This window comes from Nitrosomonas sp., assembly GCF_040256045.1.
Taxonomy (GTDB): domain Bacteria; phylum Pseudomonadota; class Gammaproteobacteria; order Burkholderiales; family Nitrosomonadaceae; genus Nitrosomonas.
Genome location: NZ_JBDZWD010000032.1, coordinates 1 through 25,114 on the forward strand (window position 1 = coordinate 1; position 25,114 = coordinate 25,114).

General features: G+C 46.9%; 21 protein-coding genes, 1 tRNA gene and 1 riboswitch. Of the genes, 14 read left to right on the forward strand and 8 right to left on the reverse strand.

Annotation, left to right across the window (positions count from 1 at the left end):
• The first annotated feature begins 189 nt into the window (after window positions 1-189).
• The 10 genes from groES to ABUL11_RS07365 all read left to right on the forward strand — a co-directional run bounded on the left by groES (window position 190) and on the right by ABUL11_RS07365 (window position 13,515).
• Window positions 190-480, forward strand: a complete 291-nt coding sequence (gene groES, locus ABUL11_RS07320; protein WP_350283209.1) for a co-chaperone GroES — start codon at window positions 190-192, stop codon at window positions 478-480.
• Window positions 481-519: 39 nt separating this feature from the next.
• Complete coding sequence (gene groL, locus ABUL11_RS07325; RefSeq protein WP_350283210.1) at window positions 520-2,163, forward strand: chaperonin GroEL; 1,644 nt, start codon at window positions 520-522, stop codon at window positions 2,161-2,163.
• 111 nt (window positions 2,164-2,274) lie between these two features.
• Entirely contained in the window at window positions 2,275-3,039 is a 765-nt protein-coding gene (locus ABUL11_RS07330) for an SDR family oxidoreductase (protein WP_350283211.1), read from the forward strand.
• Window positions 3,040-3,197: 158 nt separating this feature from the next.
• Window positions 3,198-3,283 (forward strand) — tRNA-Leu (locus ABUL11_RS07335).
• Window positions 3,284-3,368: 85 nt separating this feature from the next.
• A complete protein-coding gene (gene tig, locus ABUL11_RS07340) occupies window positions 3,369-4,688 on the forward strand; it encodes a trigger factor (protein ID WP_350283212.1) in 1,320 nt (439 codons plus the stop codon).
• Window positions 4,672-5,316 (forward strand): ATP-dependent Clp endopeptidase proteolytic subunit ClpP, encoded by a 645-nt coding sequence (clpP, locus tag ABUL11_RS07345; protein ID WP_350283213.1) that lies wholly within the window; start codon window positions 4,672-4,674, stop codon window positions 5,314-5,316. Before tig ends, clpP begins: the two co-directional genes overlap by 17 nt.
• A 59-nt stretch (window positions 5,317-5,375) precedes the next feature.
• Window positions 5,376-6,656 carry an ATP-dependent Clp protease ATP-binding subunit ClpX gene (clpX, locus tag ABUL11_RS07350; RefSeq protein WP_350283214.1) on the forward strand — a complete coding sequence of 427 codons (1,281 nt, stop codon included), beginning with the start codon at window positions 5,376-5,378 and terminating at the stop codon, window positions 6,654-6,656.
• Between the two features lie 109 nt (window positions 6,657-6,765).
• A complete protein-coding gene (gene lon, locus ABUL11_RS07355) occupies window positions 6,766-9,189 on the forward strand; it encodes an endopeptidase La (protein ID WP_350283215.1) in 2,424 nt (807 codons plus the stop codon).
• A gap of 343 nt (window positions 9,190-9,532) precedes the next feature.
• A complete protein-coding gene (locus ABUL11_RS07360) occupies window positions 9,533-10,750 on the forward strand; it encodes a pyridoxal-phosphate-dependent aminotransferase family protein (protein WP_350283216.1) in 1,218 nt (405 codons plus the stop codon).
• A 314-nt stretch (window positions 10,751-11,064) separates the two neighbouring features.
• Window positions 11,065-13,515 (forward strand): AAA family ATPase, encoded by a 2,451-nt coding sequence (locus ABUL11_RS07365; protein WP_350283217.1) that lies wholly within the window; start codon window positions 11,065-11,067, stop codon window positions 13,513-13,515.
• An 11-nt stretch (window positions 13,516-13,526) separates the two neighbouring features.
• On the opposite strand, the gene ABUL11_RS07370 is transcribed toward ABUL11_RS07365, so the two are convergent.
• Together ABUL11_RS07370 and ABUL11_RS07375 are read right to left on the reverse strand one after the other, a co-directional pair.
• Window positions 13,527-14,849, reverse strand: coding sequence for a TolC family outer membrane protein (locus ABUL11_RS07370; RefSeq protein ID WP_350283218.1), 1,323 nt, complete (start codon window positions 14,847-14,849; stop codon window positions 13,527-13,529).
• Between the two features lie 62 nt (window positions 14,850-14,911).
• Window positions 14,912-15,568 (reverse strand): protein-L-isoaspartate O-methyltransferase family protein, encoded by a 657-nt coding sequence (locus ABUL11_RS07375; protein WP_350283219.1) that lies wholly within the window; start codon window positions 15,566-15,568, stop codon window positions 14,912-14,914.
• 69 nt (window positions 15,569-15,637) lie between these two features.
• Window positions 15,638-15,744, forward strand: a riboswitch (TPP riboswitch).
• 31 nt (window positions 15,745-15,775) lie between these two features.
• Here ABUL11_RS07375 and thiC point away from each other — a divergent pair.
• Complete coding sequence (thiC, locus tag ABUL11_RS07380) at window positions 15,776-17,674, forward strand: phosphomethylpyrimidine synthase ThiC (RefSeq protein ID WP_350283220.1); 1,899 nt, start codon at window positions 15,776-15,778, stop codon at window positions 17,672-17,674.
• Between the two features lie 46 nt (window positions 17,675-17,720).
• Window positions 17,721-18,542 (forward strand): undecaprenyl-diphosphate phosphatase, encoded by an 822-nt coding sequence (locus tag ABUL11_RS07385; protein ID WP_350283221.1) that lies wholly within the window; start codon window positions 17,721-17,723, stop codon window positions 18,540-18,542.
• Here ABUL11_RS07385 and ABUL11_RS07390 read toward each other — a convergent pair whose 3' ends face one another.
• The 3 genes from ABUL11_RS07390 to ABUL11_RS07400 form a co-directional block, all read right to left on the reverse strand.
• Window positions 18,543-18,995 (reverse strand): rhodanese-like domain-containing protein, encoded by a 453-nt coding sequence (locus tag ABUL11_RS07390; RefSeq protein WP_350283222.1) that lies wholly within the window; start codon window positions 18,993-18,995, stop codon window positions 18,543-18,545.
• A 77-nt stretch (window positions 18,996-19,072) separates the two neighbouring features.
• Complete coding sequence (locus tag ABUL11_RS07395; RefSeq protein WP_350283223.1) at window positions 19,073-19,564, reverse strand: peptidylprolyl isomerase; 492 nt, start codon at window positions 19,562-19,564, stop codon at window positions 19,073-19,075.
• 18 nt (window positions 19,565-19,582) lie between these two features.
• The gene (locus ABUL11_RS07400) at window positions 19,583-20,224 is read right to left on the reverse strand and encodes a peptidylprolyl isomerase (RefSeq protein ID WP_396956586.1); all 642 of its coding nucleotides are present in this window, start codon (window positions 20,222-20,224) and stop codon (window positions 19,583-19,585) included.
• 130 nt (window positions 20,225-20,354) lie between these two features.
• Here ABUL11_RS07400 and cysS point away from each other — a divergent pair, with 130 nt between their 5' ends.
• Complete coding sequence (gene cysS, locus ABUL11_RS07405) at window positions 20,355-21,752, forward strand: cysteine--tRNA ligase (protein ID WP_350283224.1); 1,398 nt, start codon at window positions 20,355-20,357, stop codon at window positions 21,750-21,752.
• A gap of 12 nt (window positions 21,753-21,764) precedes the next feature.
• Here the strand turns inward: cysS and ABUL11_RS07410 are convergent, their stop codons facing one another.
• The 3 genes from ABUL11_RS07410 to motA are packed head-to-tail and all read right to left on the reverse strand — an operon-like array spanning window position 21,765 to window position 24,379.
• Entirely contained in the window at window positions 21,765-22,550 is a 786-nt protein-coding gene (locus ABUL11_RS07410; RefSeq protein WP_350283225.1) for a class I SAM-dependent methyltransferase, read from the reverse strand.
• A gap of 5 nt (window positions 22,551-22,555) precedes the next feature.
• Window positions 22,556-23,479 (reverse strand): flagellar motor protein MotB, encoded by a 924-nt coding sequence (gene motB / locus ABUL11_RS07415; RefSeq protein ID WP_350283226.1) that lies wholly within the window; start codon window positions 23,477-23,479, stop codon window positions 22,556-22,558.
• Window positions 23,480-23,518: 39 nt separating this feature from the next.
• Window positions 23,519-24,379, reverse strand: a complete 861-nt coding sequence (gene motA / locus ABUL11_RS07420; RefSeq protein ID WP_350283227.1) for a flagellar motor stator protein MotA — start codon at window positions 24,377-24,379, stop codon at window positions 23,519-23,521.
• A gap of 198 nt (window positions 24,380-24,577) precedes the next feature.
• Between motA and ABUL11_RS07425 the strand changes: the two genes are divergently transcribed.
• The coding region (locus ABUL11_RS07425; protein WP_350283228.1) for a guanine deaminase at window positions 24,578-25,114 on the forward strand (537 nt) is incomplete at its 3' end.

Sequence of the window (25,114 nt, forward strand, 5' to 3'; positions counted from 1 at the left end):
GTGATTGCGCATCGCTGCTTTTTTATCGTTCACAGACTTGAAATTCCTTATGATAGTCTCTATTATTAGCACTCGCTGCTATTGAGTGCTAATAATCTGTCTGGATAGCACCTATAAGCGCTGAAACTTACTGAATCAAATAATCAGTTTTTTTATCGTTTTCGTTAATCATTGTAGGAGAAAAGGACTATGAATATCCGCCCTTTGCATGATCGTGTAATTGTCAAGCGATTGGAGGAAGAACGCAAGACAGCATCCGGCATCGTCATTCCTGATACCGCGGCAGAAAAACCGGATCAGGGTGAAATTATTGCCGTTGGCAAAGGAAAAACGGGTGAAGATGGCAATATCCGTGCGTTGGAAGTCAAAGTTGGCGACAAGGTACTTTTCGGAAAATATGCTGGCCAAGCTGTGAAAATCAAAGGCGAAGAGTTTCTAGTGATGCGTGAAGAAGACATCATGGGTGTGATTGAAGGTTAATGGATTGTTGAATAATCAACTGAAATCAGGAGAAAAGATATGGCAGCTAAAGAAGTAAGATTTGGTGATTCAGCGCGCCAGGCTGTGATCAGTGGCGTAAATGTTCTGGCAGATGCAGTTAAAGTAACTTTGGGCCCCAAAGGCCGTAACGTCGTGCTGGAACGTTCATACGGCGCTCCGACTATTACCAAGGATGGTGTATCGGTGGCCAAAGAGATCGAACTGAAAGACAAGTTCGAAAACATGGGTGCGCAAATGGTCAAGGAAGTCGCTAGTAAAACCTCGGATACAGCAGGTGATGGTACAACGACCGCAACGGTATTGGCACAATCCATCGTCAAAGAAGGTATGCGTTACGTTGCTGCAGGAATGAACCCGATGGATCTGAAGCGTGGTATTGAAAAAGCAGTGGCTACTGCGGTAGAAGAATTGAAAAAATTGTCCAAGCCCTGCTCCACCAGCAAAGAAATTGCTCAGGTTGGCAGTATTTCTGCCAATGCTGATACGGAAATCGGCAGAATCATCGCTGAAGCAATGGATAAAGTCGGCAAGGAAGGTGTTATTACCGTTGAAGATGGTTCCGGCCTGGAAAATGAGCTGGATGTGGTAGAGGGGATGCAGTTCGACCGTGGCTATCTTTCCCCTTATTTCGTCAGCAGTGCAGACAAACAGATTGCAGCACTTGAAAATCCTTTTGTGCTGTTGCACGACAAAAAGATCTCCAATATCCGTGACCTTCTGCCGGTACTGGAGCAAGTAGCAAAAGCCGGCAAACCTTTATTGATCATCGCTGAGGATATTGATGGCGAAGCGCTGGCCACACTGGTGGTCAACAACATTCGCGGTATTCTTAAAACCTGTGCAGTCAAGGCTCCTGGCTTCGGTGATCGCCGCAAGGCCATGCTGGAAGATATTGCGATCCTGACCGGTGGTACAGTCATTGCTGAAGAGGTCGGTTTGTCCCTGGAAAAAACTCGACTGGAAGATCTGGGCCAGGCCAAGCGCATTGAAGTCGGTAAGGAAAATACTACCATTATCGATGGTGCGGGTGATGTCAAAACTATTGAAGCGCGCGTTGCACAGATTCGTAAGCAGATTGAAGAAGCAAGCAGTGATTACGATCGTGAGAAGCTCCAGGAGCGCGTAGCCAAGCTGGCAGGCGGTGTGGCTCTGATCAAGGTGGGTGCTGCTACTGAAGTAGAAATGAAAGAGAAAAAAGCGCGCGTTGAAGATGCTTTGCATGCAACACGTGCAGCGGTTGAAGAAGGTATCGTTCCGGGAGGCGGTGTTGCATTGCTGCGTACAATCGATGCTGTCAGCAAGATCAAGGGGGATAACCATGATCAGGATTCCGGTATTAAAATCGTTCTGCGTGCAGTGGAGGAGCCGCTGCGCCAGATCGTAACCAACTGCGGTGACGAAGCTTCTGTGGTCGTCAATAAGGTTAAGGAAGGCCAAGGCACCTTTGGTTACAATGCAGCAACAGGTGAGTATGGTGATCTCGTTGCCATGGGTGTTCTGGATCCAACCAAAGTAACCCGTTCCGCTTTGCAGAATGCTGCATCGGTTGCCGGGCTGATTCTGACGACGGATGCCATGGTTGCCGAGCTTCCGAAAGAAGATTCACCTGGAGCAGGCGCAGGTATGGGCGGTATGGGTGGTATGGGCGGCATGGACATGTAATCGGCCCAAAACCGGTCTATCTGTTTTAGTCATAAGCCACAACGGACCGGTACGTAAAACACCGGACGTTGTGGTTTTTGATTTTTTATCGGTTGCGCTGGAATAACTATATTGAATATTTTGAAAACTTGTCCGGATGACCGGAATATACTGGCAGACCGGGTTATCTTGGTTACAGGCGCAGGGCAGGGCATCGGGCGTGCTGCTGCTCTGGCTTATGCAGAACATGGTGCCACGGTCATTTTACATGGCCGCAAAACCGAGAAACTTGAGCAGGTTTATGATGAAATCGAAGCGCTTGGCAGAGCTTCGGCAATCATTTTGCCATTCGATTACGAGCAGGCTACCGAAGCCGGCGTTACGGAACTGGTTGAAGCAATTGCTTCCCAGCTTGGCAGACTGGATGGTATTTTGCACAATGCCGCCTGGACTTACGGCCCGATGCCACTTGCGTTTCATACATCAGCGCATTGGCAGACTCTCATACAAGTCAATCTTCTGATGCCCGCTATGCTGACTCGGGCTTGTTTTCCACTTCTCAATATTGCTCCCGATGCCAGCGTGATCATGACGGGCGATACACATGGCCAAACTCCGGCAGCTTATTGGGGCGCTTTTGCAGTGGCCAAGGCGGGAGTGGAAGCATTAGTTAAAATTCAGGCTGAAGAATGGGAGATTTATCCGAATTTACGTATCAACTTACTGATTCCTGGTGCCGTAGATACACCACAGCGTACCAAAACTCATCCGGGTAGTAATAATCGTATATTGCCCAAACCGGCGGATCTGATGGAAACGTATCTCTTTTTAATGGGGCCGAACAGTACTGGAATAACCGGCAAAACGTTTAGCTGTCAGAAAGAACAGAACGCATGATGGGCAGGAAATCTGTGACACCTATTGGAAGAGGGTATAATCACAAAGGGTTGTGGTGTGTGGGTCGGATGGCACACAGCTGTAAAAGCAGTAGTTGAGCGACGAGTCGGCCCCTGTTTTGAGGTTCTGGATCCGCTGTCTTTTGAATGGCTCGGCGCGCGAAAGTGGCGGAATTGGTAGACGCACCAGATTTAGGTTCTGGCGCCGATGAGGTGTGGGGGTTCGAGTCCCCCCTTTCGCACCATGAAAATGATCCGGCCAAATGTGTGGTGTGCGGCATGATCATACCGCTTGTTTAATTGATGTTACTTATCAGTTCAGGAAAATAGATGCAGACACAAGGGGAAGCCTCCAATTTACTGGAGCGCAATATTGAACTTTCTGTTCCGCGGGAAAAGGTTGAAGCTGAAGTAGGTGTGCGACTGAAGCGTTTGGCTCCTAAGGTCAAGGTTCAGGGGTTTCGTCCTGGCAAGGTTCCATTGAAAATCGTAGCCCAGCAATATGGTCACCAGGTTGAACATGAGGTTCTGGGAGAACTGCTGCAGCAGCAATTTAACGATGCCATTAACCAGGAAAATTACCGTGTTGCAGGTATTCCAAGTTTTGAATCGAAAAATTCCGGTGCAAACGATGCAATAAGCTATGAGTTTCGTGCAACTTTTGAAATCTACCCTGATATTGAACTGGGCGATTTAAGCTCAATTACAGTAAACAAACCTGTTCTGCAGATCGGAGATGCAGAAATCCAGAAAACACTGGATATTCTGCGCAAACAGCGAGCAACTTATGAGCCGACAGATCGTCCGGCACAAACAGGTGATCGGGTTACAATTGATTATCGGGGGGATCTCGATGGAAAAGGATTTCCCGGCGGTCAGGCAGATGACTATAGTGTTATCCTTGGAAATGGGCATCTTCTGGAGGATTTCGAATCTTCTATCTTGGGTATGGTCGCGGAGCAGGAAAAAACATTTGATATGACTTTTCCTGCGGATTATCCGGGCAAGGACGTCGCCGGGAAAAAGGTAAGCTTTACCATCAGGCTCAATAAGGTTGAAGCCCCAAAGCTACCGGAGATAGACGACGAATTTGCCAAATCTTTGGGTATCGCGGATGGTGATATCGACAAAATGCGATCGGAAATCAAAGCCAATCTTCAGCGTGAAATCAGCCAGCGCATTCGTACAAAACTCAAAGAGCAGGTCATGCAGTCCTTGCTGGATAAGGTTTTGATACAGGTTCCCAAGGTTCTGATCCGGCAGGAAGCCGACCGGTTGGTAGAAGAAATGCAAAATTCACGTGCAGCACGCGGCTTTCGTAAAGACCAGAGTTTATCAGGAGATGTATTTCTGGAAAAAGCTGAGCGACGCGTCAAACTGGGCCTCATTTTATCCAAGCTGATCGATACGCATGAGTTAAGTGTCAAACCCGAGGAGGTCAGAAGTTTTATCGAAGAACATGCTCAGGGTTATGAAAATCCTGAGCAGGTCATCAAATGGCATTACGCATCACCGGAACGGCTCAAGGAAATTGAACCGCTTATACTGGAAGAGAATGCCGTATCATGGTTATTGGATAAAGCCAAAATCATTGATCAAAGTGTTACCTTCGACGAATTGATGGGTTATTCACATGCAACCAATGTTTGATCGAGAGAGAAACGAATTGAATACTACTGGACTAGGCTTGATCCCTATGGTCATTGAGACCAGTGGTCGGGGAGAACGTGCTTATGATATTTATTCAAGACTGCTCAGAGAAAGAATCATTTTTCTGGTGGGGCCGGTTACAGAAACTTCTGCCAATCTGGTAATTGCACAGCTTCTGTTTTTAGAATCTGAAAATTCGGAGAAAGATATTTTCCTGTATATCAATTCTCCCGGTGGCCTTGTTACAGCAGGCTTGGCCGTATATGACACTATGCAATTCATCAAGCCAGATGTCAGTACGCTCTGCGTAGGTCAGGCAGCCAGCATGGGTGCTTTTCTGCTGACTGCGGGCACTAAAGGCAAACGTTATTGCCTACCTAACTCGCGTGTCATGATTCATCAGCCGCTGGGTGGATTTCAGGGGCAGGCGTCAGATATAGAAATACATGCCAAGGAAATTCTGGCACTAAAAAGCCGTTTGAATGAAATTATGGCTAAACATACCGGTCAAACGATCAAAGCGATTGAGAGAGATACTGATCGTGACAATTTTCTCGGTGCAGAGGCTGCAGTAAAGTATGGCTTGGTAGATGCAGTATTGACCAGCAGAGAAGTGAAACAGGAGTAAAACCAAGTTGCCCTTGCTGAAAACAAGGCATATTCGTTCGATGATTGCGGGGTGGAATGATGTCCGAAAAAACAAACGACGAGAAACTTTTGTATTGTTCCTTTTGCGGAAAGAGTCAGCGAGAAGTCAGAAAACTGATTGCGGGGCCTTCCGTGTTCATTTGTGATGAGTGTATCGATCTTTGTAACGATATCATTCGTGAGGAAATTCAAGTTGATGAAACTGCCAAGTTGGCTAAAACCAGTCTGCCAACCCCTCATGAAATCCGCGAAACACTGGATCAATATGTCATTGGGCAGGAATCCGCGAAAAAAATACTTTCTGTTGCGGTCTATAACCATTACAAACGGTTAAAAAATCTATCAAAAGTCAACAACGGTGACGATGTTGAGCTTTCTAAAAGCAACATACTGTTGATCGGTCCGACCGGATCCGGCAAGACTTTGCTGGCACAGACACTGGCAAGGTTGCTGGACGTTCCATTTGTCATCGCGGATGCAACTACACTGACGGAAGCCGGATATGTCGGTGAAGATGTTGAAAATATTATTCAGAAGCTGCTGCAAAAATGTAACCACGATGTAGAAAAAGCTCAGCGTGGAATTGTATATATTGATGAAATAGACAAAATTTCGCGTAAATCGGATAACCCGTCTATAACCCGGGACGTTTCGGGAGAAGGTGTACAGCAAGCGCTGCTCAAACTGATCGAAGGAACGACCGCTTTGGTGCCTCCCCAGGGTGGGCGCAAACACCCCAATCAGGAGTTTATCCAGATCGACACCACTAATATTCTCTTTATTTGTGGTGGCGCATTTGACGGCATCGATAAAATCATACGGGCACGCTCTGAAAAAAGCGGTATCGGTTTTGGCGCAAATGTAGTCAATCAGAATAATCGCAAAGAATTGAACAAAATCCTGAAAGATATCGAGCCCGAGGATCTGATCAAATACGGCCTGATTCCAGAGTTTGTCGGGCGCTTGCCGGTGGTAGCAACATTAAGTGAATTGAATGAAGCTGCTTTGATTCAGATTCTGGTCGAACCTAAGAACGCACTGATCAAACAGTATAACAAGCTGTTCAGCATGGAAGGCGGGGTTGAACTGGAATTTCGCGAACAGGCGCTTGTTGCGATCGCCAAAAAAGCGCTTGCCCGTAAAACCGGAGCGCGAGGATTGCGCTCAATACTTGAGGAAACACTGCTGGATATCATGTATGACCTGCCTTCGATTGAGAATGTCTCTAAAGTGGTCATTGAGAGTGGATCTAATCATGATGAACTTCAGCCTATCGTAATTTACGCAGAAAAACCCAAGCTAGCCAGGAGTTCGAAATAAGTACTAATTCTTTCTTGAGATTCAATTTTTTAACACGTGGTAAATACCCGGTTTTTCAAAATGCCACCTTATCTTCGTCGATCCATGTTTCCTGTAAGGAATGAATGACATGACCTCAGATATTATCGACGCTGGAGAATTAAGCGAGTTGGATCTACCCCTGCTTCCGTTGCGTGATGTAGTCGTTTTTCCTCACATGGTAATCCCCTTGTTTGTGGGGCGCTCGAAATCTATCAAAGCTTTGGAAGTTGCTACTGAAGCGGGGACAAATATTCTGTTGGTTGCACAAAAATCAGCGGCCAAAGATGATCCAGCCCCTCAGGATCTTTATAAGGTTTGCTGTGTTTCAAGCATTCTGCAAATGCTGAAATTACCTGATGGTACAGTCAAAGTACTGGTAGAAGGGAATTATCGGGCAAAAATTGAATCATTCAGTGATTCTGAAGTCTCTTTTTCCGGAAAAACCATTCAGATCATGATCGAGGAAACGGATACCCCGGAAATCGAGGCATTACGGCGCGCTCTTCTTTCTCAATTTGACCAGTATGTCAAATTGAATAAAAAAATTCCTTCGGAAATTCTCGCTTCCTTAACTGGTATTGATGAAGCCGGGCGTTTGGCTGATACGATTGCAGCTTATCTTCCATTAAGGCTGGAGCAAAAACAGGAAATTCTGGAAATTTTTGACGTTCAGCCGCGCTTGGAACGATTGCTTGGGCTATTGGAAGCCGAGTTGGATATTCTTCAGGTGGAAAAACGCATTCGCGGCAGAGTGAAGCGCCAGATGGAAAAAAGTCAGCGCGACTATTATCTGAATGAGCAGGTGAAAGCTATTCAGAAAGAACTGGGAGAAGGTGAAGATGGTGCCGATCTTGAAGAAATCGAAAGAAAAATAAAAACAGCTTTTCTTCCCAAAGAAGCATTTGCCAAGGCTGAATCAGAGCTGAAAAAACTGCGGCTGATGTCTCCTATGTCAGCAGAAGCAACTGTCGTGCGAAATTATATTGATACACTGGTTGCTTTGCCCTGGAAGCAAAAGACTAAAATCAGTAAAGAATTAAAGCAAGCCGAATCAATCCTTGATGAAGATCATTATGGTCTGGAAAGAATCAAGGAAAGGATCGTCGAGTATCTTGCCGTACAACAGCGAGTTGCCAAATCCAAAGCACCTATCCTTTGTCTTGTCGGCCCGCCCGGAGTTGGTAAAACTTCATTGGGCCGATCTATTGCCCACGCCACAAATCGCAAATTTGTCCGTATGTCTCTGGGAGGAATGCGGGATGAAGCTGAAATTCGCGGGCATCGCCGGACTTATATTGGCTCTATGCCTGGAAAAATTCTACAGAGCATGACGAAAGTTGGGGTCAAAAATCCGTTGTTTTTGCTGGACGAAGTCGACAAGATGGGAATGGACTTCCGAGGTGATCCTTCATCAGCTTTGCTGGAGGTGCTTGACCCGGAGCAAAACAGCACGTTTGTAGACCATTACATCGAAGTGGAATACGATCTGTCAGATGTTATGTTCGTTGCAACTGCGAATACACTCAACATTCCTCCTGCACTGCTGGATCGCATGGAAGTCATTCGACTTTCAGGTTATACCGAAGATGAAAAACTGAATATTGCAAAACGTTATCTTCTGCTCAAACAAATGAAGGATCATGGTTTGAACGAAGATGAACTGTCCGTTTCTGAATCTGCGTTGCGTGATATTGTTCGCTATTACACCCGGGAAGCGGGAGTACGTTCGATGGAACGGGAAGTATCCAAGATTTGCCGAAAAGTAGTTAAAACATTGCTGGTTAAGAAGAGCAAAGAAAAGATAGTCATTAATTCGCGCAACCTTAGTAAATATCTGGGTGTACGTCGCTACACCTATGGCATGGCCGACGAAAAGAATCAAGTTGGTCAGGTTACAGGCTTAGCCTGGACAGAAGTAGGTGGAGAGTTGCTGAGAATTGAAGCAGTGGTATTACCCGGTAAAGGGAAAACGATTACAACCGGTAAATTGGGTGAAGTCATGCAGGAATCTATCCAAGCAGCATTGTCTGTGGTTAGAAGCCGTTCAAGGATTTTGGGGATATCAGATGATTTTTATCTGAAAAATGACATTCACATTCATCTGCCTGAAGGTGCTACTCCCAAGGATGGACCAAGTGCTGGTATCGGTATCTGTCTGGCAATGGTATCAGCGCTAACTGGTATACCCGTTCGTGCATCTGTTGCGATGACTGGAGAAATTACGCTCAGAGGAGAGGTTCTTCCAATCGGCGGACTCAAGGAAAAACTCCTGGCGGCTCATCGCGGCGGGATAAGTACTGTGTTGATTCCTGAAGATAATGTAAAAGATTTGAGTGAAATTCCTGGAAATATAAAAAGTAAATTGAACATCAAGCCAGTAAAATGGATTGATCAGGTACTGGAGATTGCATTGGAATACAAGCCTGAAATGCCGCCATCGGATATTCCGAACCAGGTCATTTCATCCGCATCTGAAGAGAGAGTGACAAATACTTCTTCAATCAAGCACTGATCATTCAAAAACTGCAGGGTACTTTTGAATTTCCGAAGTACCCTGTTCTTTTCAGTAGTGTCAGTCGGTTCAGGTTGTATATTTGCAGCCAGATAGTAAATTTCACCATCACTTGATAGAATTCCAGCTTCAATCCTTAAAGAATCTTTGAGAAAGTACGATTGGTTCACTCGATAGTTGTAGTGAAACGGTAGTCTTTTGTTTTAAATACTGGTAAATGAGGTCGTATTTTCCTGATGATTCTTTTGCTGGTACAAATCGGTAATAAAAATACAAAGAGGGACACCGGATTCCAGAGGCCCAAAGGATAATATTTTTTCATTCACATTTATTAGGAATCATAATGACCACAGAGAGCTTTCGTCCCGAAAAAAAAATAACCACATTTTATCCACCTCAACGTACCTTAATGGGGCCGGGACCTTCTGATACCCACCCGCGAGTGCTATCTGCCCTGGCACGGCCAACGTTGGGTCATCTTGATCCAGTTTTCACCGACATGATGGAAGAGTTGAAAGGGTTGTTGCGATATGTATTTCAGACGACCAATTTATTGACTTTTCCGGTTTCAGGGCCCGGTTCGGTCGGTATGGAAATGTGTTTCGTCAATATGATCGTGCCGGGAGACAAGGTGGTCGTATGCAGAAATGGTGTCTTTGGCGGAAGGATGATTGAAAATGTTGAGCGTTGTGGCGGGATTCCACTGGTGGTGGAGGATAAATGGGGTGATCCGGTCGATCCGCAAAAAGTGGAAGACATGCTGAAAAAGAATCCGGATGCCAAAATTGTCGCATTCGTACATGCTGAAACCTCCACAGGTGTTCAGTCAGACGCACGCACAATTGCTCAGATTGCGAGAAAGCATGATTGTCTCACGATCATGGACACGGTCACGTCACTGGGTGGAACGCCTGTGTATATGGATGCATGGGATATTGATGCTATTTATTCCGGCAGTCAGAAGTGTTTATCCTGTCCACCTGGATTGTCTCCGGTCAGTTTCTCGGAAAGAGTGGTGGATCTGGTCAGAAATCGCACTGAAAAAGTACACAGCTGGTTCATGGATATCAGTTTGCTGCTTGGTTATTGGGGAGCTTCCCGTACGTATCATCATACGGCACCTACCAACTCTCTATATGGGTTGCATGAATCGTTGGTGATATTGTACGAAGAAGGGCTGGAACGCTCCTGGGCAAGACATCGTCGCAATCACGAAGCGCTGAAAGCCGGGCTGAAAACGCTTGGAATTGAATATGTCGTGGCTGAGCTGTACCGCTTGCCGCAACTGAATTCTGTATATGTTCCGGCGGGCGTGGATGAAAAAGAAGTACGCCGCAGGCTCTTGGATAGCTATAATCTTGAAATTGGTGCCGGATTGGGTGATTTTGCAGGAAAAATCTGGCGTTTCGGGTTGATGGGTAATTCCAGCAGACTTGAAAACGTCATATTTTGCCTGGATGCACTGGAACATGTGCTGATCGATATGGGCGTGAAAGTTGATAGAGGTACGGCATCATCTGCTGCACATCAGTACTACGCTGCCAACCCTGTTTTAGTATAGTTCACCTGTATCCAAACCTGACTTGAGCAGTGAATTTCCTTTTCTTGGATTTGGAGGAAATTTGCTGCTCCAGAAACAGGGAGTTTTTCCAATCCCGGTTAGAAAGCATCGTAAGTATTGTTTCCCACTACAAACATTTTTTGACAGTTTTGAGTCATTTCTGATATCTGCACGCTGTTCTCTATTTTGGTTTTGTTAGCTTTCAACAGCTGCTATCCATATTTCTGGCCGTCTTGCCGGCAACACGAACAATTCTATTCACTGTCCGATCCACCTGATTTTCCAAATTTCTTTCAATACCAGTAATTCAAAACATGCCTATAACCAGACTGGAGCCATATGCGCTCGGTTTAACGATCGACCCTGATTCTCTGGCGTTCCCAGATACATCTGCTCTAATCGATCAGCCACTTGACTGGATAGGCCAGGAACGTGCCAGGCAGGCAACTTATTTTGGTCTGGAAATGGAACACCCGGACTATAACCTGTTTGTACTGGGTGAAACCGGCAGTGGCAGATCTTCCCTGCTGCGGCAAACAATGGCAGAAGTGGCTGCCCACAAGCCAGTACCTTGCGATTTATGCTACGTGTATAATTTTGATGTTCCGGAGCGGCCTCTGGCATTACGTTTACCGGCAGGTAAGGGCAGTTGGTTGCGGCAGCAGCTTGCCCAATCCGTAAGCCATTTACTGCAAGAAATACCGGAGCGCCTGAGTGGGGATGATTTCAAGGTAGAAACAAGTCATATCGAAAAGCATTTTAAACTGAAAGAAACTCGCCATTTTGAAGAGCTCAATACTTTTGCAGAATCATTGTGTTTCGCACTGCGGCGTGAGTCAGGGCGCTTGGTGTTTACACTTTTGGATGAATCCGGAAAACTGCTGACCGAAGAAGAAATCCTGGCACTACCGAAAGATCGGAGAGCTTCTCTCGATCAGGATGAGCAAGCGCTGCGCAGTGAAATTGCATCTTATCTTCAAAAGATTCGTGTTCTGGAGCAAAATCGGGATAAGGAGCTTGCCACGTTGTGCCGCGGCTGGATCGAGCCGCTGTTGGGTCAGATATTGAATGTCATACTGGAAGGATTGGATCAATCCTTTTCTGATCATGCCCGACTGAAAAACCATCTGGATAACATTAAACACGACATTCTCGAAAATCTGGATCTATTTCAGTTGGCTGATTTCAGTGAAGAAAAGAGTCCGGAAGATCTGAAACAATTGTTTGAGCGCTATCGGATCAATGTGGTAGTGGATAACCGGGATTTTCTTTGCGCACCGGTCGTAATCGACGAAAACCCCTCATTTAAATCACTGATTGGCAGCATCGGGTATCAGTCTGTTGAAGGTGTGCTGGTTACAGATTTCACTCGTATCCGTGCAGGCAGTTTGTTGAGAGCACATGGTGGTTTCCTGATGTTACATCTGGATGATTTGCTGGTAGATGCTTTCTTGTGGGAAAAATTTTGTCGTTTGCTGCGTAATCATCTGTTGCAAATCGAAGAACCCTGGGCTGTCAATGTATCAGCACCCGTCGTGTCGATCGAACCGGAAGCTGTAAAAGTCGATGTCAGGATCGTTCTGATCGGTTCACGCGAGCAGTATTATGCGATACAGGAAGAAAACCCCGAGCTGGCACGGCGATTCCGGGTGAAAGTCGATTTTGCGGCTGTGTTTACAGCCAGTATACAAGCCTATCGTGCCCTATCTGTTTTCATCGCTCATATTTGCCAGCAGTCGTGCCTGCCGCATTTTTCGCGGGAAGCGGTGGCTTCTGTACTGAGAACCTGTCACAGAGCGGCTGAAGATCAGAAGCGATTAAGTGCAAACTTCAGCCATACAGAAATGCTGATTGTGGAAAGTGCGCGGGAGTGCAAAACGCGCGGGAATCTCGTTGTTGAAGCCAGGGATGTTACAACGGCCCGGCAGGCGCGAACACTGCGACACAATTATCCGGATCAATGTGCACAGGAAGCCATTTCCGACGGGGATGTGGTGATCACTGTGCATGATGAAAGAATCGGACAGATCAATGGCTTGAGTCTGATCGAAATGGGCGATCACAGTTTTGGCATTCCGAGTCGTATCACGGCACATACCTTTGCGGGAGAAGATGGTTTGCTCAATATTGAGCGTGAGGTTGGTATGTCCGGCCCGATCCACGATAAGGGTGTGTTCATTCTGCAGAATTTTCTGTCTGCTCTGTTTCATCATAATGCACCCCTCGCATTCAACGCTTCCATTGTGTTTGAGCAGGAATATTGCGGGGTAGAGGGTGATTCTGCTTCCTGTGCAGAATTGTATGCATTGCTGTCAGCGTTGTCGGGGCTACCGTTTCGGCAGGGTATCGCCGTTACTGGTGCAATCAATCAGTATGGTGAAATGCTTCCGATAGGGGGCATTAACGAAAAAATTGAAGGTTTTTTCAGAGTTTGTACAACGGCTGGACTCGATGGCACACAAGGTGTGCTGATTCCGGATAGGAATTGCCGTCACCTCATGCTGGATGATGAGGTGGTTGATGCTGTATCCAAAGGCGTATTTCATATTTACGCGATTAGTTATATGCACGAAGGTCTGGAATTGTTATCGGGTTTACCTGCCGGTATCGCCGCAGATACCAGCCTGCAGGAAATTATCAATTACCCGCAGGATACGGTTTTAGGATATGCACAAAAAATACTGCGTACTTACCGCATGGCTTGTCAGCAACCGTCACAGCGGACAAAAACACTGCATAAACGGTCAGCAAGTGAGACACCTTGACAAGGTAATAATCAGAGCAATGTATTGACTTCTAGAAGATCATCCTCATCCAGATCACCTACTTCAGCTTTTAATCGCAGCCGGGCCATCAGGTAATCATAATAAGCCTGGGCAAGATCTCTGCGTGCTGAAAAATACTGCTGTTGCGCATTGAGCACATCTATTTCCATACGTACACCTACTTCCTGGCCCAGCATGGTTGAATCCAGCTGGCTGCGACTGGATGTCAAAGCCTGTTTCAAAGCCTTGATCTGAGCGATACCGTTGGTTACATTAAGGTAATTCTGGCGAACTTGTAATGCGATTGTACGCTGTACGTTTTCCAGATCTTTGCGCGCTTTATCCCGGTTGGCCAGAGATTCCCTGACATGAGACTGCACCGACAATCCCTGAAAAATGGGAACCGTCAATTGCAATCCTACCGATTTACTGACGAGATCGATTCCTCGCCCGGTAAAAGTACCGCCAACACCACTCTGGTCGTTATATTGGGCAACCAGATCAAGTGTTGGATAGTGACCTGCTTTGGCGCGATCAATAGCCTGTTCGGAAATCTCGTAAACGATACGCTGTACTTTTAACTGGAAATTTCTTTCTTCCGCCAGCTGGACCCATTCATCCATTTCGTCATGGGGTAAAGTAAGCGGATCGGCAATGATCCTGTCCAGACTGGCATCCTGCAGATCATCAGGCAGCCGGTTAATAAGAACTTGCAGCGCACGCTGACTGATTTCCAGTTTGTTTTTGGCAGCAATTTCCTGGGACAAGGTCAAATCGTAACGCGCTTCGGCTTCGTGGGTATCGACGATGGTTGAAATACCCACCTCAAAGTTCCGTCTGGCCTGTTCCAGTTGTTCATGGATTGCTTTTTTCTGGGATTCAACGACTTCCAGATCGACTTTTGCCTTGAGTACATCGAAATAAGCTTGTGCAACCCGTAAAATCAAATCTTGAGCAGCAATGACAAATTGTGCATCAGCCTGAGCCACTTCGTTTTTTGATTGCTGGTAAATGATGAAATTCTCGAAACGAATGATTGGCTGAGTGAGTGCCACAGTAAATCCTCGGTTTTTGATTTCCCGGGTGGGTGCCCCACCGGTATCAATATACTGATTCTGGGCAGTACCCGTCAGACGGACATCGGGCAGCAGGCCTGCTCTTCCCTGAGGTAACCGTTCTTGTGCGGCTATATAAGCTGCACGAGCCGAACCGTATTGCGCATCCTCTTCCAGCGCCTCACGGTAAATTTGTATCAGATCGGCTGCCTGTAACTGTTCACAAAAATACAGGCACAAGCACAGCAGAAAAGTAAAACCTTGCAAACTTTTCATCATCTTCGTATTTTTGTGGCTTGATAATCGCCACCGAGGCTATCAAGCAGTTAACAGATGGGGTTTCAAAAGTGAAAACTCTCACGTTGAAGCGCATTTCTGAAGGGTGCGGTACAGGTTTCGAACAGGCATGTCGAATGGTAATTACCGGCTGAGGTACAGGTTATCAGTGTCGCTTCCATAACGGGTTCTTCACCGATAATGGCAAATAACCGGCCTCCCGGTGCCAGGTTTTGCTGAAATGCTTCTGGTAAAACGGGAGTAGAGGCAGTCAGAACAATAACATCATAGGCCCCGTGACCGGGCCATCCACGGGCGGCGTCCCCCAGCTCAAGGGTGACATTAGTAATGTCGTGTGCCTGGAGATTGATACGCGCCATAGCATGAAGCTCTGGCACAATTTCCACACTAAAAACATGCGTTCCAAGTTTGGACAGCAATGCAGTCATGTAACCTGTTCCTGTGCCAATTTCAAGAACTTTGTCAGTTTTTCTGATATGCAATTCCTGCAGAATCCGCGCCTCCATTTTGGGTGTTAACATAACGGCGCCATGCTCCAGCGGGATTTCCATATCCATGAATGCCATGAAACGGTAAGCAGCAGGTACGAATTCCTCACGTTTGACCTGATATAGCAAATCGAGAACATCCTGATCCAGCACATTCCATGTTCTGATCTGTTGTTCTACCATGTTGAAGCGGGTTTGTTCGAGGTTCACCATAAGTCTTATAGCTCTGTTATCGATGAAAGAATCGGGCTTGCAATTATTCCATATTTACTTTAGCTTGGCAGCTTTGGCTAGGGGTCCGTATTTACAGGAATTGTAAATAGCGGTGAGAGAGTCCCTTAATACCTGATGCGGATAACGCCGCCGGAGGGAAGTCAGGAGGCATTCTCCTGCTCCTCACGGCTCTTGGAGGAGCATAGCATGAAAACGCCTGTTTCTAAGCTGGAAAAGTTTACCAATGACAACGCGCGGGTAGATACGGCAGCAATACAGCCGCTACCTAATTCGCGCAAGATATATATTCAGGGTCCGCGTGCCGATATCCGGGTGCCGATGCGCGAAATCACCCAATCTGACACTGCGACTGCACGAGGAACAGAAAAAAACCCGCCAATTTGTGTCTATGATACTTCCGGCCCCTACACTGATCCTGACGCTCGCATAGATATTCGTTGTGGTCTGTCTTCTCTGCGCGAAAAATGGATTGATGAACGCGGAGATACCGAGATTCTTACTGGACTGTCCTCGAGTTACAGTCTGGCAAGACTGCAGGATCCTGCTTTGGCAAAGATGCGCTTCAATCTGACACGTCCCGTCCGGCGTGCCAGAAGTGGTACGAATGTTACTCAGATGCACTACGCCAGACGCGGTATCATTACACCGGAAATGGAATTTATCGCGCTTCGGGAAAATCAGCGCAGAGAGTGTGTTTCTGATCAGGCAAGTAATGAGTTGCTGAATCGGCAACATTCCGGACAGAGTTTCGGTGCTGTGATTCAGGAATGGATCACGCCAGAATTCGTTCGTGACGAAGTGGCGCGCGGGCGTGCCATCATTCCCGCCAATATCAATCACCCGGAAACGGAACCAATGATCATTGGCCGCAATTTTCTGGTTAAGATCAATGCCAATATCGGTAATTCCGCGCTTGGTTCCAGTATTCAGGACGAAGTAGAGAAAATGACCTGGGCGATTCGCTGGGGGGGAGATACGGTCATGGATCTATCCACTGGAAAAAATATCCATGAGACACGGGAGTGGATTATTCGAAACAGTCCGGTTCCGATTGGAACCGTGCCTATTTATCAGGCGTTGGAAAAAGTGGATGGCAAAGCGGAAGAACTGACCTGGGAAATTTTTCGCGATACGTTGATCGAGCAGGCAGAACAAGGAGTAGATTATTTTACGATCCATGCCGGAGTACGTCTGCCTTTCATTCCGATGACGGCCAAGCGGATGACCGGTATTGTTTCGCGTGGAGGCTCTATCATGGCTAAGTGGTGCCTGGCGCACCATCAGGAAAGCTTCCTGTATACACATTTTGAAGATATCTGCGAAATCATGAAGGCTTATGATGTCAGTTTTTCTCTGGGGGACGGGTTACGTCCAGGCTCAATCTATGATGCTAACGACGAAGCGCAGTTTTCAGAACTGAAAACTTTGGGCGAATTGACCGAAATTGCCTGGAAACATGATGTGCAGGTAATGATTGAAGGGCCTGGCCATGTGCCCATGCACCTGATCCGGGAAAATATGGATCTGCAGCTCAAATATTGTCACGAGGCACCTTTTTATACTCTGGGACCACTCACGACTGATATTGCTCCCGGTTATGACCATATTACCTCGGCAATCGGTGCTGCCATGATTGGTTGGTATGGCACGGCCATGCTGTGTTATGTCACTCCTAAAGAGCATCTTGGTTTGCCGGACAAGGATGATGTCAAGGATGGAATCATTACCTATAAAATCGCCGCCCATGCCGCCGATCTAGCCAAAGGCCATCCCGGTGCGCAAGTTCGAGATAACGCACTCTCCAAGGCGCGTTTTGAGTTTCGCTGGAATGATCAGTTCAATCTGAGTCTTGATCCAGACAAAGCCAGGGAATTTCACGATGAAACATTACCGCAGGAAGGAGCTAAACTTGCTCATTTTTGCTCGATGTGTGGTCCTAATTTCTGTTCGATGAAAATTACCCAGGATGTGCGTGACTATGCTGCACAACAGGGAATCTCCGAAACCGAAGTGTTACAGGAAGGTATGGCCAGGAAAGCAAATGAATTCATTGAAAAGGGCGGGGAGCTTTACAGCAAACAATGATCATTTTCACGATTTCATTTGCTTGAATCCCGTTCACTAGACAACAATGGATTGGCTGATTCTCCTCAAAGCACTGCTGCTCGGTATTGTCGAAGGATTGACCGAATTTTTGCCGATTTCATCTACCGGTCACTTGATACTGGCCGGAGATTTACTCGATTTCAATGATGACAAGGCCAAGGTTTTTACTGTGGCCATACAGCTAGGTGCGATTCTTGCCGTTTGCTGGGAATATCGGGAGCGCCTGGTAAACGTCATCCGAAATCTGGGTACCCGGCAGGCGAACCGTTTTGTAATAAACCTGTTTATTGCTTTTTTACCGGCAGCAATATTGGGTTTGCTGTTTATCAAAACGATAAAATATTATTTGTTTCATCCAATGCCGGTTGCCATTGCATTGGTCACGGGTGGAATTCTGATCTTGTGGGCAGAACGACGGGAACACAGGATAGAGGCTGAAACAGTAGATGATATGAACTGGAAACAGGCATTGCAGGTGGGTTGTGCGCAATGCCTGGCGCTGATCCCTGGTACTTCCCGGTCAGGTGCAACAATTATCAGTGGACTGCTCTTCGGCCTGTCACGCAAAGCAGCAGCAGAGTTTTCTTTCTTTCTGGCAATTCCGGTCATGTTTGCTGCAACTTTTTACGATGTCTACAAACACCGGGAATTTTTGTATATCGATGATCTGGGAATGTTTGCAACGGGGTCTGTCGCTGCTTTTGTCAGTGCACTGATAGCGATACGCGGGTTCATACGCTATATCAGCCATCACGATTTCACCTTGTTTGCCTGGTACCGGATCGGTTTTGGTCTGATCGTATTGCTTACCGCTTATTCCGGTCTGGTTGACTGGTCTGTCGACTGATCAGCTCTGAATCCATGGCAATCCGGCGGCTTTCCAGCCGGACTGCTGTCCGCGATGGCCGCTTTCATCCTTATCGCCTTCAAAACCTTCCAGAATGTTGTAGCAGTCAGTAAAACTATTCTGACTCATAAGGGCCGCTGCCTGGCTGGATCGACCACCACTACGGCAGATGAACAGCAGCACAGCATGCTCTGCAATCTGGCTGTTGAGCTGATCCAGAAAGCCGGGGTTGGGCTGCATTCCAGGGTAAGTCAGCAACTCCACTTCGATTGCTCCGGGAACACGTCCTACCCAATCCAGTTCGGCACGACACCGCACATCCACGATTCTGGCTTCCGGTATGGCTTGCAGCACGGCATGTGCTTCAGACGGTAGCAATGCACCTTTGTAGGGTACTCTCATATCCTCTGCCCGTTCGCGGGCAGTTTCCAGAATTTGATTGATATCTTTCATATTTCAACGAAATCCTTATCTATAAAAACCAGACTACCGTTTTTCACATCAGACAAGATATTTATTAGAGCTCTGACTTAAACTCTTTCTACTTTCTGAATGATGACGTCTTTCAGCGGAACATCCTGATGTCCGGCATAACGACCGGTTTTCACTTTTTTGATTGCGTCGATCACTTCCTTGCCTTCGACAACTCTGCCGAACACACAATAACCAAAACCCTGTGGCGTCATGTTGGTGTGATTCAGAAAGTGGTTGTTGGCAACATTGATGAAAAATTGTGCCGTGGCCGAATGTACATCGGAAGTACGTGCCATGGCGATAGTGTAGGCTTCGTTACTGGAACCCAGTGCGGCTTCATTTTGAATAGGTGCCAGAGTCGATTTTTCTTTCATTCCGGACGAATAGCCGCCGCCTTGGATCATAAAACCGTCGATTACGCGATGAAACAGGGTATTTTCGTAATGTCCACTATCAACATAACGCAAAAAATTTTCGACAGTGATTGGTGTTTTGTCATTGTCAAGTTCCAAAGTGATGACGCCGTGATTAGTATGTATTTTGACCATTCTGGTTTTTTCCTGGGTTTATGGATTTTTGGGGCTGACTGCAGCTGGAAGCAGTTTGATACTTTCGATAATGATCATTTTCCGAGGGACATCACTGTTGAAAGGCCCGTTTGCGCCGGTTGGTGAACTGGCAATATTATTGACTACATCCATGCCGCTGGTGACTTTGCCGAAGACAGTGTAGCCATATCCTTGCAGGGTGGGGGCGGTATAGTCAAGAAAATGATTGTTTGCGACATTGATAAAAAATTGTGATGAAGCAGAATGTGGGTCTTGGGTGCGTGCCATCGCAATGGTACCAATGGTGTTCTTAAGCCCGTTGGCGGCTTCATTTTCAACCGGCTGCCGGGTCGGTTTCTGGGTGTAATTCTGATCGAATCCTCCTCCCTGAATCATGAAACCGGCAATGACGCGATGAAAAATCGTGCCGGTATAGTAATTATCCTTGACGTAACTCAGAAAATTTTTGACTGTTTTAGGCGATTGATCGGGGTACAGTTCCACTTGTATTGCACCGAGATTGGTTTTGATTTCGACTCTTGGATTGACCGCAAAAGCTGAGGTTGCTGATATCATCAGGCACAGAACAAAGAAAAAACCGGTGGAGATGATTGATTTCACCAAGTGGGCAGTCTGTCGCTCAAAGAAGAAGGTTTTCATTATGTTATACTCATACGGTTTTGCCCCTGTTTTTCTCGGGGCGGGCGGTTGTTGTTGAAGACAAGCTCCTGATTTTACCAACAAAATAAACACCTCTACAATCCAACCTTCTTTTTCGTACATCCTTCCGATGCTTAAAATTTACGATACGCTAACCCGGTCCAGGCGTGAATTTATCCCTCTTACGTCCGGTGAAGTCAGAATGTATGTATGTGGCATGACTGTTTACGATTATTGTCACCTGGGGCATGCTCGTGTACTCGTCGTGTTTGACAGCGTTGTTCGCTGGCTGCAGACACTCGGCTACAAGGTGATTTATGTACGTAATATCACCGATGTCGATGACAAAATCATCCGGCGGGCACTGGAAAATCATGAACCTTTCAGCGCGCTGACCGCCCGTTACATTCAGGCAATGGAAGAAGATGCAATGGCTCTTGGCGTAATCAGCCCTTCTTTCGAGCCGCGTGCAACCGAGTATGTCGACAGTATGATTGCAATGATCGAATCCCTATTGAACAAGGAGCTGGCCTACGTAGCCAGTAACGGAGATGTATTTTACGATGTACGGCGCTTTTCTGATTACGGCAAACTTTCCGGGAAATCACTTGATGACCTGCGTGCTGGTGAGCGTGTGGAAATCGATACCAACAAACGAGATCCACTGGATTTTGTGTTATGGAAAGCGGCCAAGCCTGATGAGCCCAGTTGGGATTCACCATGGGGTAAGGGGCGTCCAGGCTGGCATATCGAATGTTCAGCCATGAGCGAGCATTATCTGGGCGAGCAGTTTGACATCCATGGAGGTGGGCAGGATCTGCAATTTCCGCATCACGAAAATGAAATCGCCCAGAGTGAGGGTGTACATGGTCATTCCCATGTGAATTACTGGATGCACAATGGTTTTGTGCGGGTAGACAATGAAAAAATGTCCAAATCACTGGGTAATTTTTTCACTGTGCGGGAAGTGCTGGCTCGTTACCAACCTGAAGTGGTTCGTTTTTTCATTGTACGTGCGCACTATCGCAGCCCGCTCAACTATTCGGATGCCCATCTCAATGATGCCAGAAGTGCACTGGAACGTCTTTACACCGTGTTGAAGAATCATGCAGCTCCCCAGGATTCTGCAGCAGCTACTGCTGTGATCGACTGGGAAAATAATGTTTATGCTCGACGTTTCATGTCGGCAATGAATGATGATTTCAACACCCCGGAAGCGGTTGCCGTGCTGTTTGATCTGGCAAGCGAAGCAAACCGGACGGGTGACTCGCATTATGCCGGCTTGCTCAAGGCTTTGGGTGGAGTATTGGGCCTGTTACAGCAATCGCCGCAGCAATATCTGCAATACCCTGCTCATCTGCAGGATGGTCAGTATTCCATGGAAGAGATTGAAAATATGATCCAGCAGCGTTTGCAGGCACGCAAAGAAAAGAATTTTGCGCAGGCAGACATACTGCGTCAGCAGCTGGCGGAAGCCGGCATCATTCTGGAAGACAGTTCGCAAGGAACGACCTGGCGACGAGAGTAATGCTATGTTGCATCAGGCCATTCGCCAGATATAAAGCACAGCACTACTGAAATCATCCAGCCTGATACACCGGTCAGGTTCGATACTTGGAACTGTAAAAGTATTACTGATAAAAAGACTGCCAGGGCGCATTTCCCGGCGTGCTTTCTCCCATAACCGGGGCATTGGTACAGGAGAAAGATAAGCATACACCACATCGTATCCGGACAGATCATGTTGCCAGATACTTTCCCATTCAAACTGGCAATCCTGTCTGGATAACAGGGCTCTCAACTTACTAATCCAGCAGGGCAATAGGGCGGTTTCAATCCCGTGGTAACTGCCATGGGGTAACATCTGTGCCAGTTTGCATGCTAGCCCGCCACAACCCGAACCCAGATCGATCAGTTTGAACTGGTGATCCTGCGGCAACAACCCGGCCAGTGCATCAACTGCTTCCTGGCTGGACAGAAAAAGCGGTACCCGGGTGCGATGTATTCTGCCGAAAATCAGCAGCAGCGTGATAAAACCAGCCAGATACCAGTAAGCAGGTAAATTGAGTATCAGGCTCGCCGATAATAACGCCGGGAAAAAAAGCAAATGGATGGCTGCCCACCAGATCGGCATGTGAAGCAGGTAGTAACTTGCCAGCGCGGCAATCAACCCCTGCAACCAGACTGCATGTAGCAGTGTGATCGGCCATGGCAGAATTATTCCCAGCAGGTACGTGGCCAGAATGCTGCCTGGCAGTACCACAAGTGTTTTTTTCAGCAGCAATTCCGGAGCGCGATTCTGGCAAGTTTCAGTTGGATACAGCATTGTGTTTACTGGATGATCTGGGAATCGACTTCTTCTTTACTATGGATATCTACTTCACCCAGACTTTCGCGGGTAATGGCATCCTCGGCTTTCTTGTTCATGACGATGATGCTGATCCGCCGATTAAAAGGGCTGAATGGATCCTCTTTATCGAACATCACTGCAGAAGACAGTCCGACCACGCGCAACATTTTTTCCGGACTCATTCCACCGGCAATCAGTTCACGCCGGGAAGCATTGGCACGATCTGCCGACAGCTCCCAGTTACTGTAACTTTTTTCACCAGTAGGATAAGGAGTGGCATCAGTATGCCCGGAAAGGCTGATTTTATTGCCGACATCATTCAGCATCTTACCGATTTCATGCAGAATCATTTTGGTATAGGACTGTAATTCTGCCCTGCCCATGGCAAACATGGGGCGATTTTTTTCATCGACGATCTGGATGCGTAGGCCTTCCGAAGTAATGTCGAGTAGTAACTGGCTCTTGAATTTGTTGAGTGCCGGATTGTTGTTGATTGTGTCTTCAATCCTGGCTTTGAGTTTTTCCAGTTGCTCGAGTTCGAAGCGATCCTGAAGTGCCTGCAGTGCATCTATGTCGATAGATCGCTTCAGATCATCGAAATCCGATCGCTTCATCTGGCCGATTTTTTTGGTGATATCATCTCCACCACCTTTTACTACGCTGGTACTGTCGCCACTGCCATCTCCTCCAAGCAAGGCGACCTTCAGTGGTGTCTTGAAATATTCAGAAATGCCTTCTTTGTCACCCTGTGTAGTAGAGCCCAGTAACCACATCAATAGAAAGAAGGCCATCATGGCTGTCACGAAGTCAGCATAGGCAATTTTCCAGGTACCACCATGGTGTTGCCCTGCCATCTTCTTGATACGTTTGATGATGATCGGTTTTTGTGAAACATCATCAACCATTCGCGACCTCGTACAAAAAAATATCAGAAATAAGGAAAATCATTTAGCTTTGCTTTGTTTAACGTGTTTTTCGAGTTCGATGAAAGAAGGCCGCTCGGTAGAAAACAATACTTTTCTTCCAAATTCGACTGCCAAAGCAGGCGCATAACCGTTAAGGTTGGCTAGCAGTGTAACTTTGATACATTCCAATAATTTGCTTGATTCATGCAATCTTTGCTCCAGGCGACTTGCCAAGGGGCCAATAAAACCATAGGCAAGCAAAATACCCAGAAATGTTCCAACCAGTGCAGCGGCAATTAATTTACCCAGTTCAGCTGGTGGAATACCTACTGATTCCATGGTGTGTACAACACCCATTACCGCGGCCACGATCCCAAAAGCCGGAAGTGCGTCCCCCATTTTGCTGATGACATGCACAGGTATCTCGCCTTCCTGATGATGAGTTTCAATTTCGCTATCCATCAGATTCTCTATTTCCAGAGGATTGAGGTTGCCTCCTACCATTAACCGCAAATAATCGGTAACGAATTCAGTGGCATGATGATCTGATAAAATTTTTGGATATTTTCCGAATAACGGGCTTTTAGAAGGATCATCCACGTCTGCTTCTATCGACATCAGTCCTTCCTTACGGATTTTGCTGAGGAGTTCATAAAGCAGCGTCATCAGTTCCATATAAATGGCTTTGGTATAGTTCGCATCTCTGAAAATATAAGGAAATGCTTTGAAAGTGGCCTTGATTGCTTTACCGGAATTGCCGACAAAAAAAGCACCCACTGCAGCGCCTGCAATCATAAGAAGTTCAACCGGCTGGAAAAGTGAGCCCAGATGGCCACCTGCTAAAGCAAATCCACCAAATACAGAAACAATTACAACAAAATATCCAATAGTTACCAGCATGACTGAAAAATTCCTTATAGATTTTCAGATTTTATCGGCTGCTGCCAGGCTGACTTTAGTCCGACCTACCGTGTTTGTTGATTGCAAAGCTCGCGTTGAACACTGGAAATAAAATGATTTTGTCTCAGGTGAAAACCAAGTGATCAAACAGATCAGTCATTACCCGCTCAGGTCGACAGTAGTGTAGAGTTTTACCCTATGAATGACGCATTGCACATCGGATTGCCTCCCTTCCTTGTACAGGCGAATAACGAGTTGCGTGTATTGGCTGCACCGGAAGCGCGCATGGGTTATGTACTTGAACTGGTGCGTGCTAACATTGCAGCGGGTGGCGGGCCTTTTGCCGCTGCAGTGTTTGAACGCAGCAGCGGTTTGCTAATCGCAGCCGGAGCCAATCGGGTGGTACCAAGCCGTTGGTCCGCTGCCCATGCAGAGATCCTTGCGTTATCGCTGGCGCAGGCAAAACTGGATACTCATGATTTAAGTATCGACGGCCTGCCTGCCTATGAACTGGTAACCAGTGCTGAGCCTTGTGTAATGTGCTTTGGTGCGGTGATCTGGTCCGGGATACGCAGTCTGGTTTGTGCCGCATGGAGTGATGACGTCGAGGCAATAGGCTTTGATGAAGGTCCTCGACCGGAAAATTGGATGGATGAACTGGAAGCACGTGGTATTACGGTTACAACCGGTTTACTGCGAGATAATGCCCGCGCACTGCTGCGTGAATACAATGCC

Excerpts from the sequence above, each read along its gene's own strand:
- groL (WP_350283210.1), top strand. The coding sequence starts at position 520 with ATGGCAGCTAAAGAAGTAAGATTTGGTGATTCAGCGCGCCAGGCTGTG.
- lon (WP_350283215.1), top strand. The coding sequence starts at position 6,766 with ATGACCTCAGATATTATCGACGCTGGAGAATTAAGCGAGTTGGATCTA.
- motA (WP_350283227.1), bottom strand. The coding sequence starts at position 24,379 with ATGCTGGTAACTATTGGATATTTTGTTGTAATTGTTTCTGTATTTGGT.
- ABUL11_RS07395 (WP_350283223.1), bottom strand. The coding sequence starts at position 19,564 with ATGGTCAAAATACATACTAATCACGGCGTCATCACTTTGGAACTTGAC.
- ABUL11_RS07375 (WP_350283219.1), bottom strand. The coding sequence starts at position 15,568 with ATGGTGAACCTCGAACAAACCCGCTTCAACATGGTAGAACAACAGATC.
- tig (WP_350283212.1), top strand. The coding sequence starts at position 3,369 with ATGCAGACACAAGGGGAAGCCTCCAATTTACTGGAGCGCAATATTGAA.
- groES (WP_350283209.1), top strand. The coding sequence starts at position 190 with ATGAATATCCGCCCTTTGCATGATCGTGTAATTGTCAAGCGATTGGAG.
- motB (WP_350283226.1), bottom strand. The coding sequence starts at position 23,479 with ATGGTTGATGATGTTTCACAAAAACCGATCATCATCAAACGTATCAAG.
- ABUL11_RS07365 (WP_350283217.1), top strand. The coding sequence starts at position 11,065 with ATGCCTATAACCAGACTGGAGCCATATGCGCTCGGTTTAACGATCGAC.
- ABUL11_RS07360 (WP_350283216.1), top strand. The coding sequence starts at position 9,533 with ATGACCACAGAGAGCTTTCGTCCCGAAAAAAAAATAACCACATTTTAT.
- ABUL11_RS07370 (WP_350283218.1), bottom strand. The coding sequence starts at position 14,849 with ATGATGAAAAGTTTGCAAGGTTTTACTTTTCTGCTGTGCTTGTGCCTG.
- clpP (WP_350283213.1), top strand. The coding sequence starts at position 4,672 with ATGCAACCAATGTTTGATCGAGAGAGAAACGAATTGAATACTACTGGA.
- ABUL11_RS07385 (WP_350283221.1), top strand. The coding sequence starts at position 17,721 with ATGGATTGGCTGATTCTCCTCAAAGCACTGCTGCTCGGTATTGTCGAA.
- ABUL11_RS07400 (WP_396956586.1), bottom strand. The coding sequence starts at position 20,224 with ATGAAAACCTTCTTCTTTGAGCGACAGACTGCCCACTTGGTGAAATCA.
- cysS (WP_350283224.1), top strand. The coding sequence starts at position 20,355 with ATGCTTAAAATTTACGATACGCTAACCCGGTCCAGGCGTGAATTTATC.
- ABUL11_RS07410 (WP_350283225.1), bottom strand. The coding sequence starts at position 22,550 with ATGCTGTATCCAACTGAAACTTGCCAGAATCGCGCTCCGGAATTGCTG.
- thiC (WP_350283220.1), top strand. The coding sequence starts at position 15,776 with ATGAAAACGCCTGTTTCTAAGCTGGAAAAGTTTACCAATGACAACGCG.
- ABUL11_RS07390 (WP_350283222.1), bottom strand. The coding sequence starts at position 18,995 with ATGAAAGATATCAATCAAATTCTGGAAACTGCCCGCGAACGGGCAGAG.
- clpX (WP_350283214.1), top strand. The coding sequence starts at position 5,376 with ATGTCCGAAAAAACAAACGACGAGAAACTTTTGTATTGTTCCTTTTGC.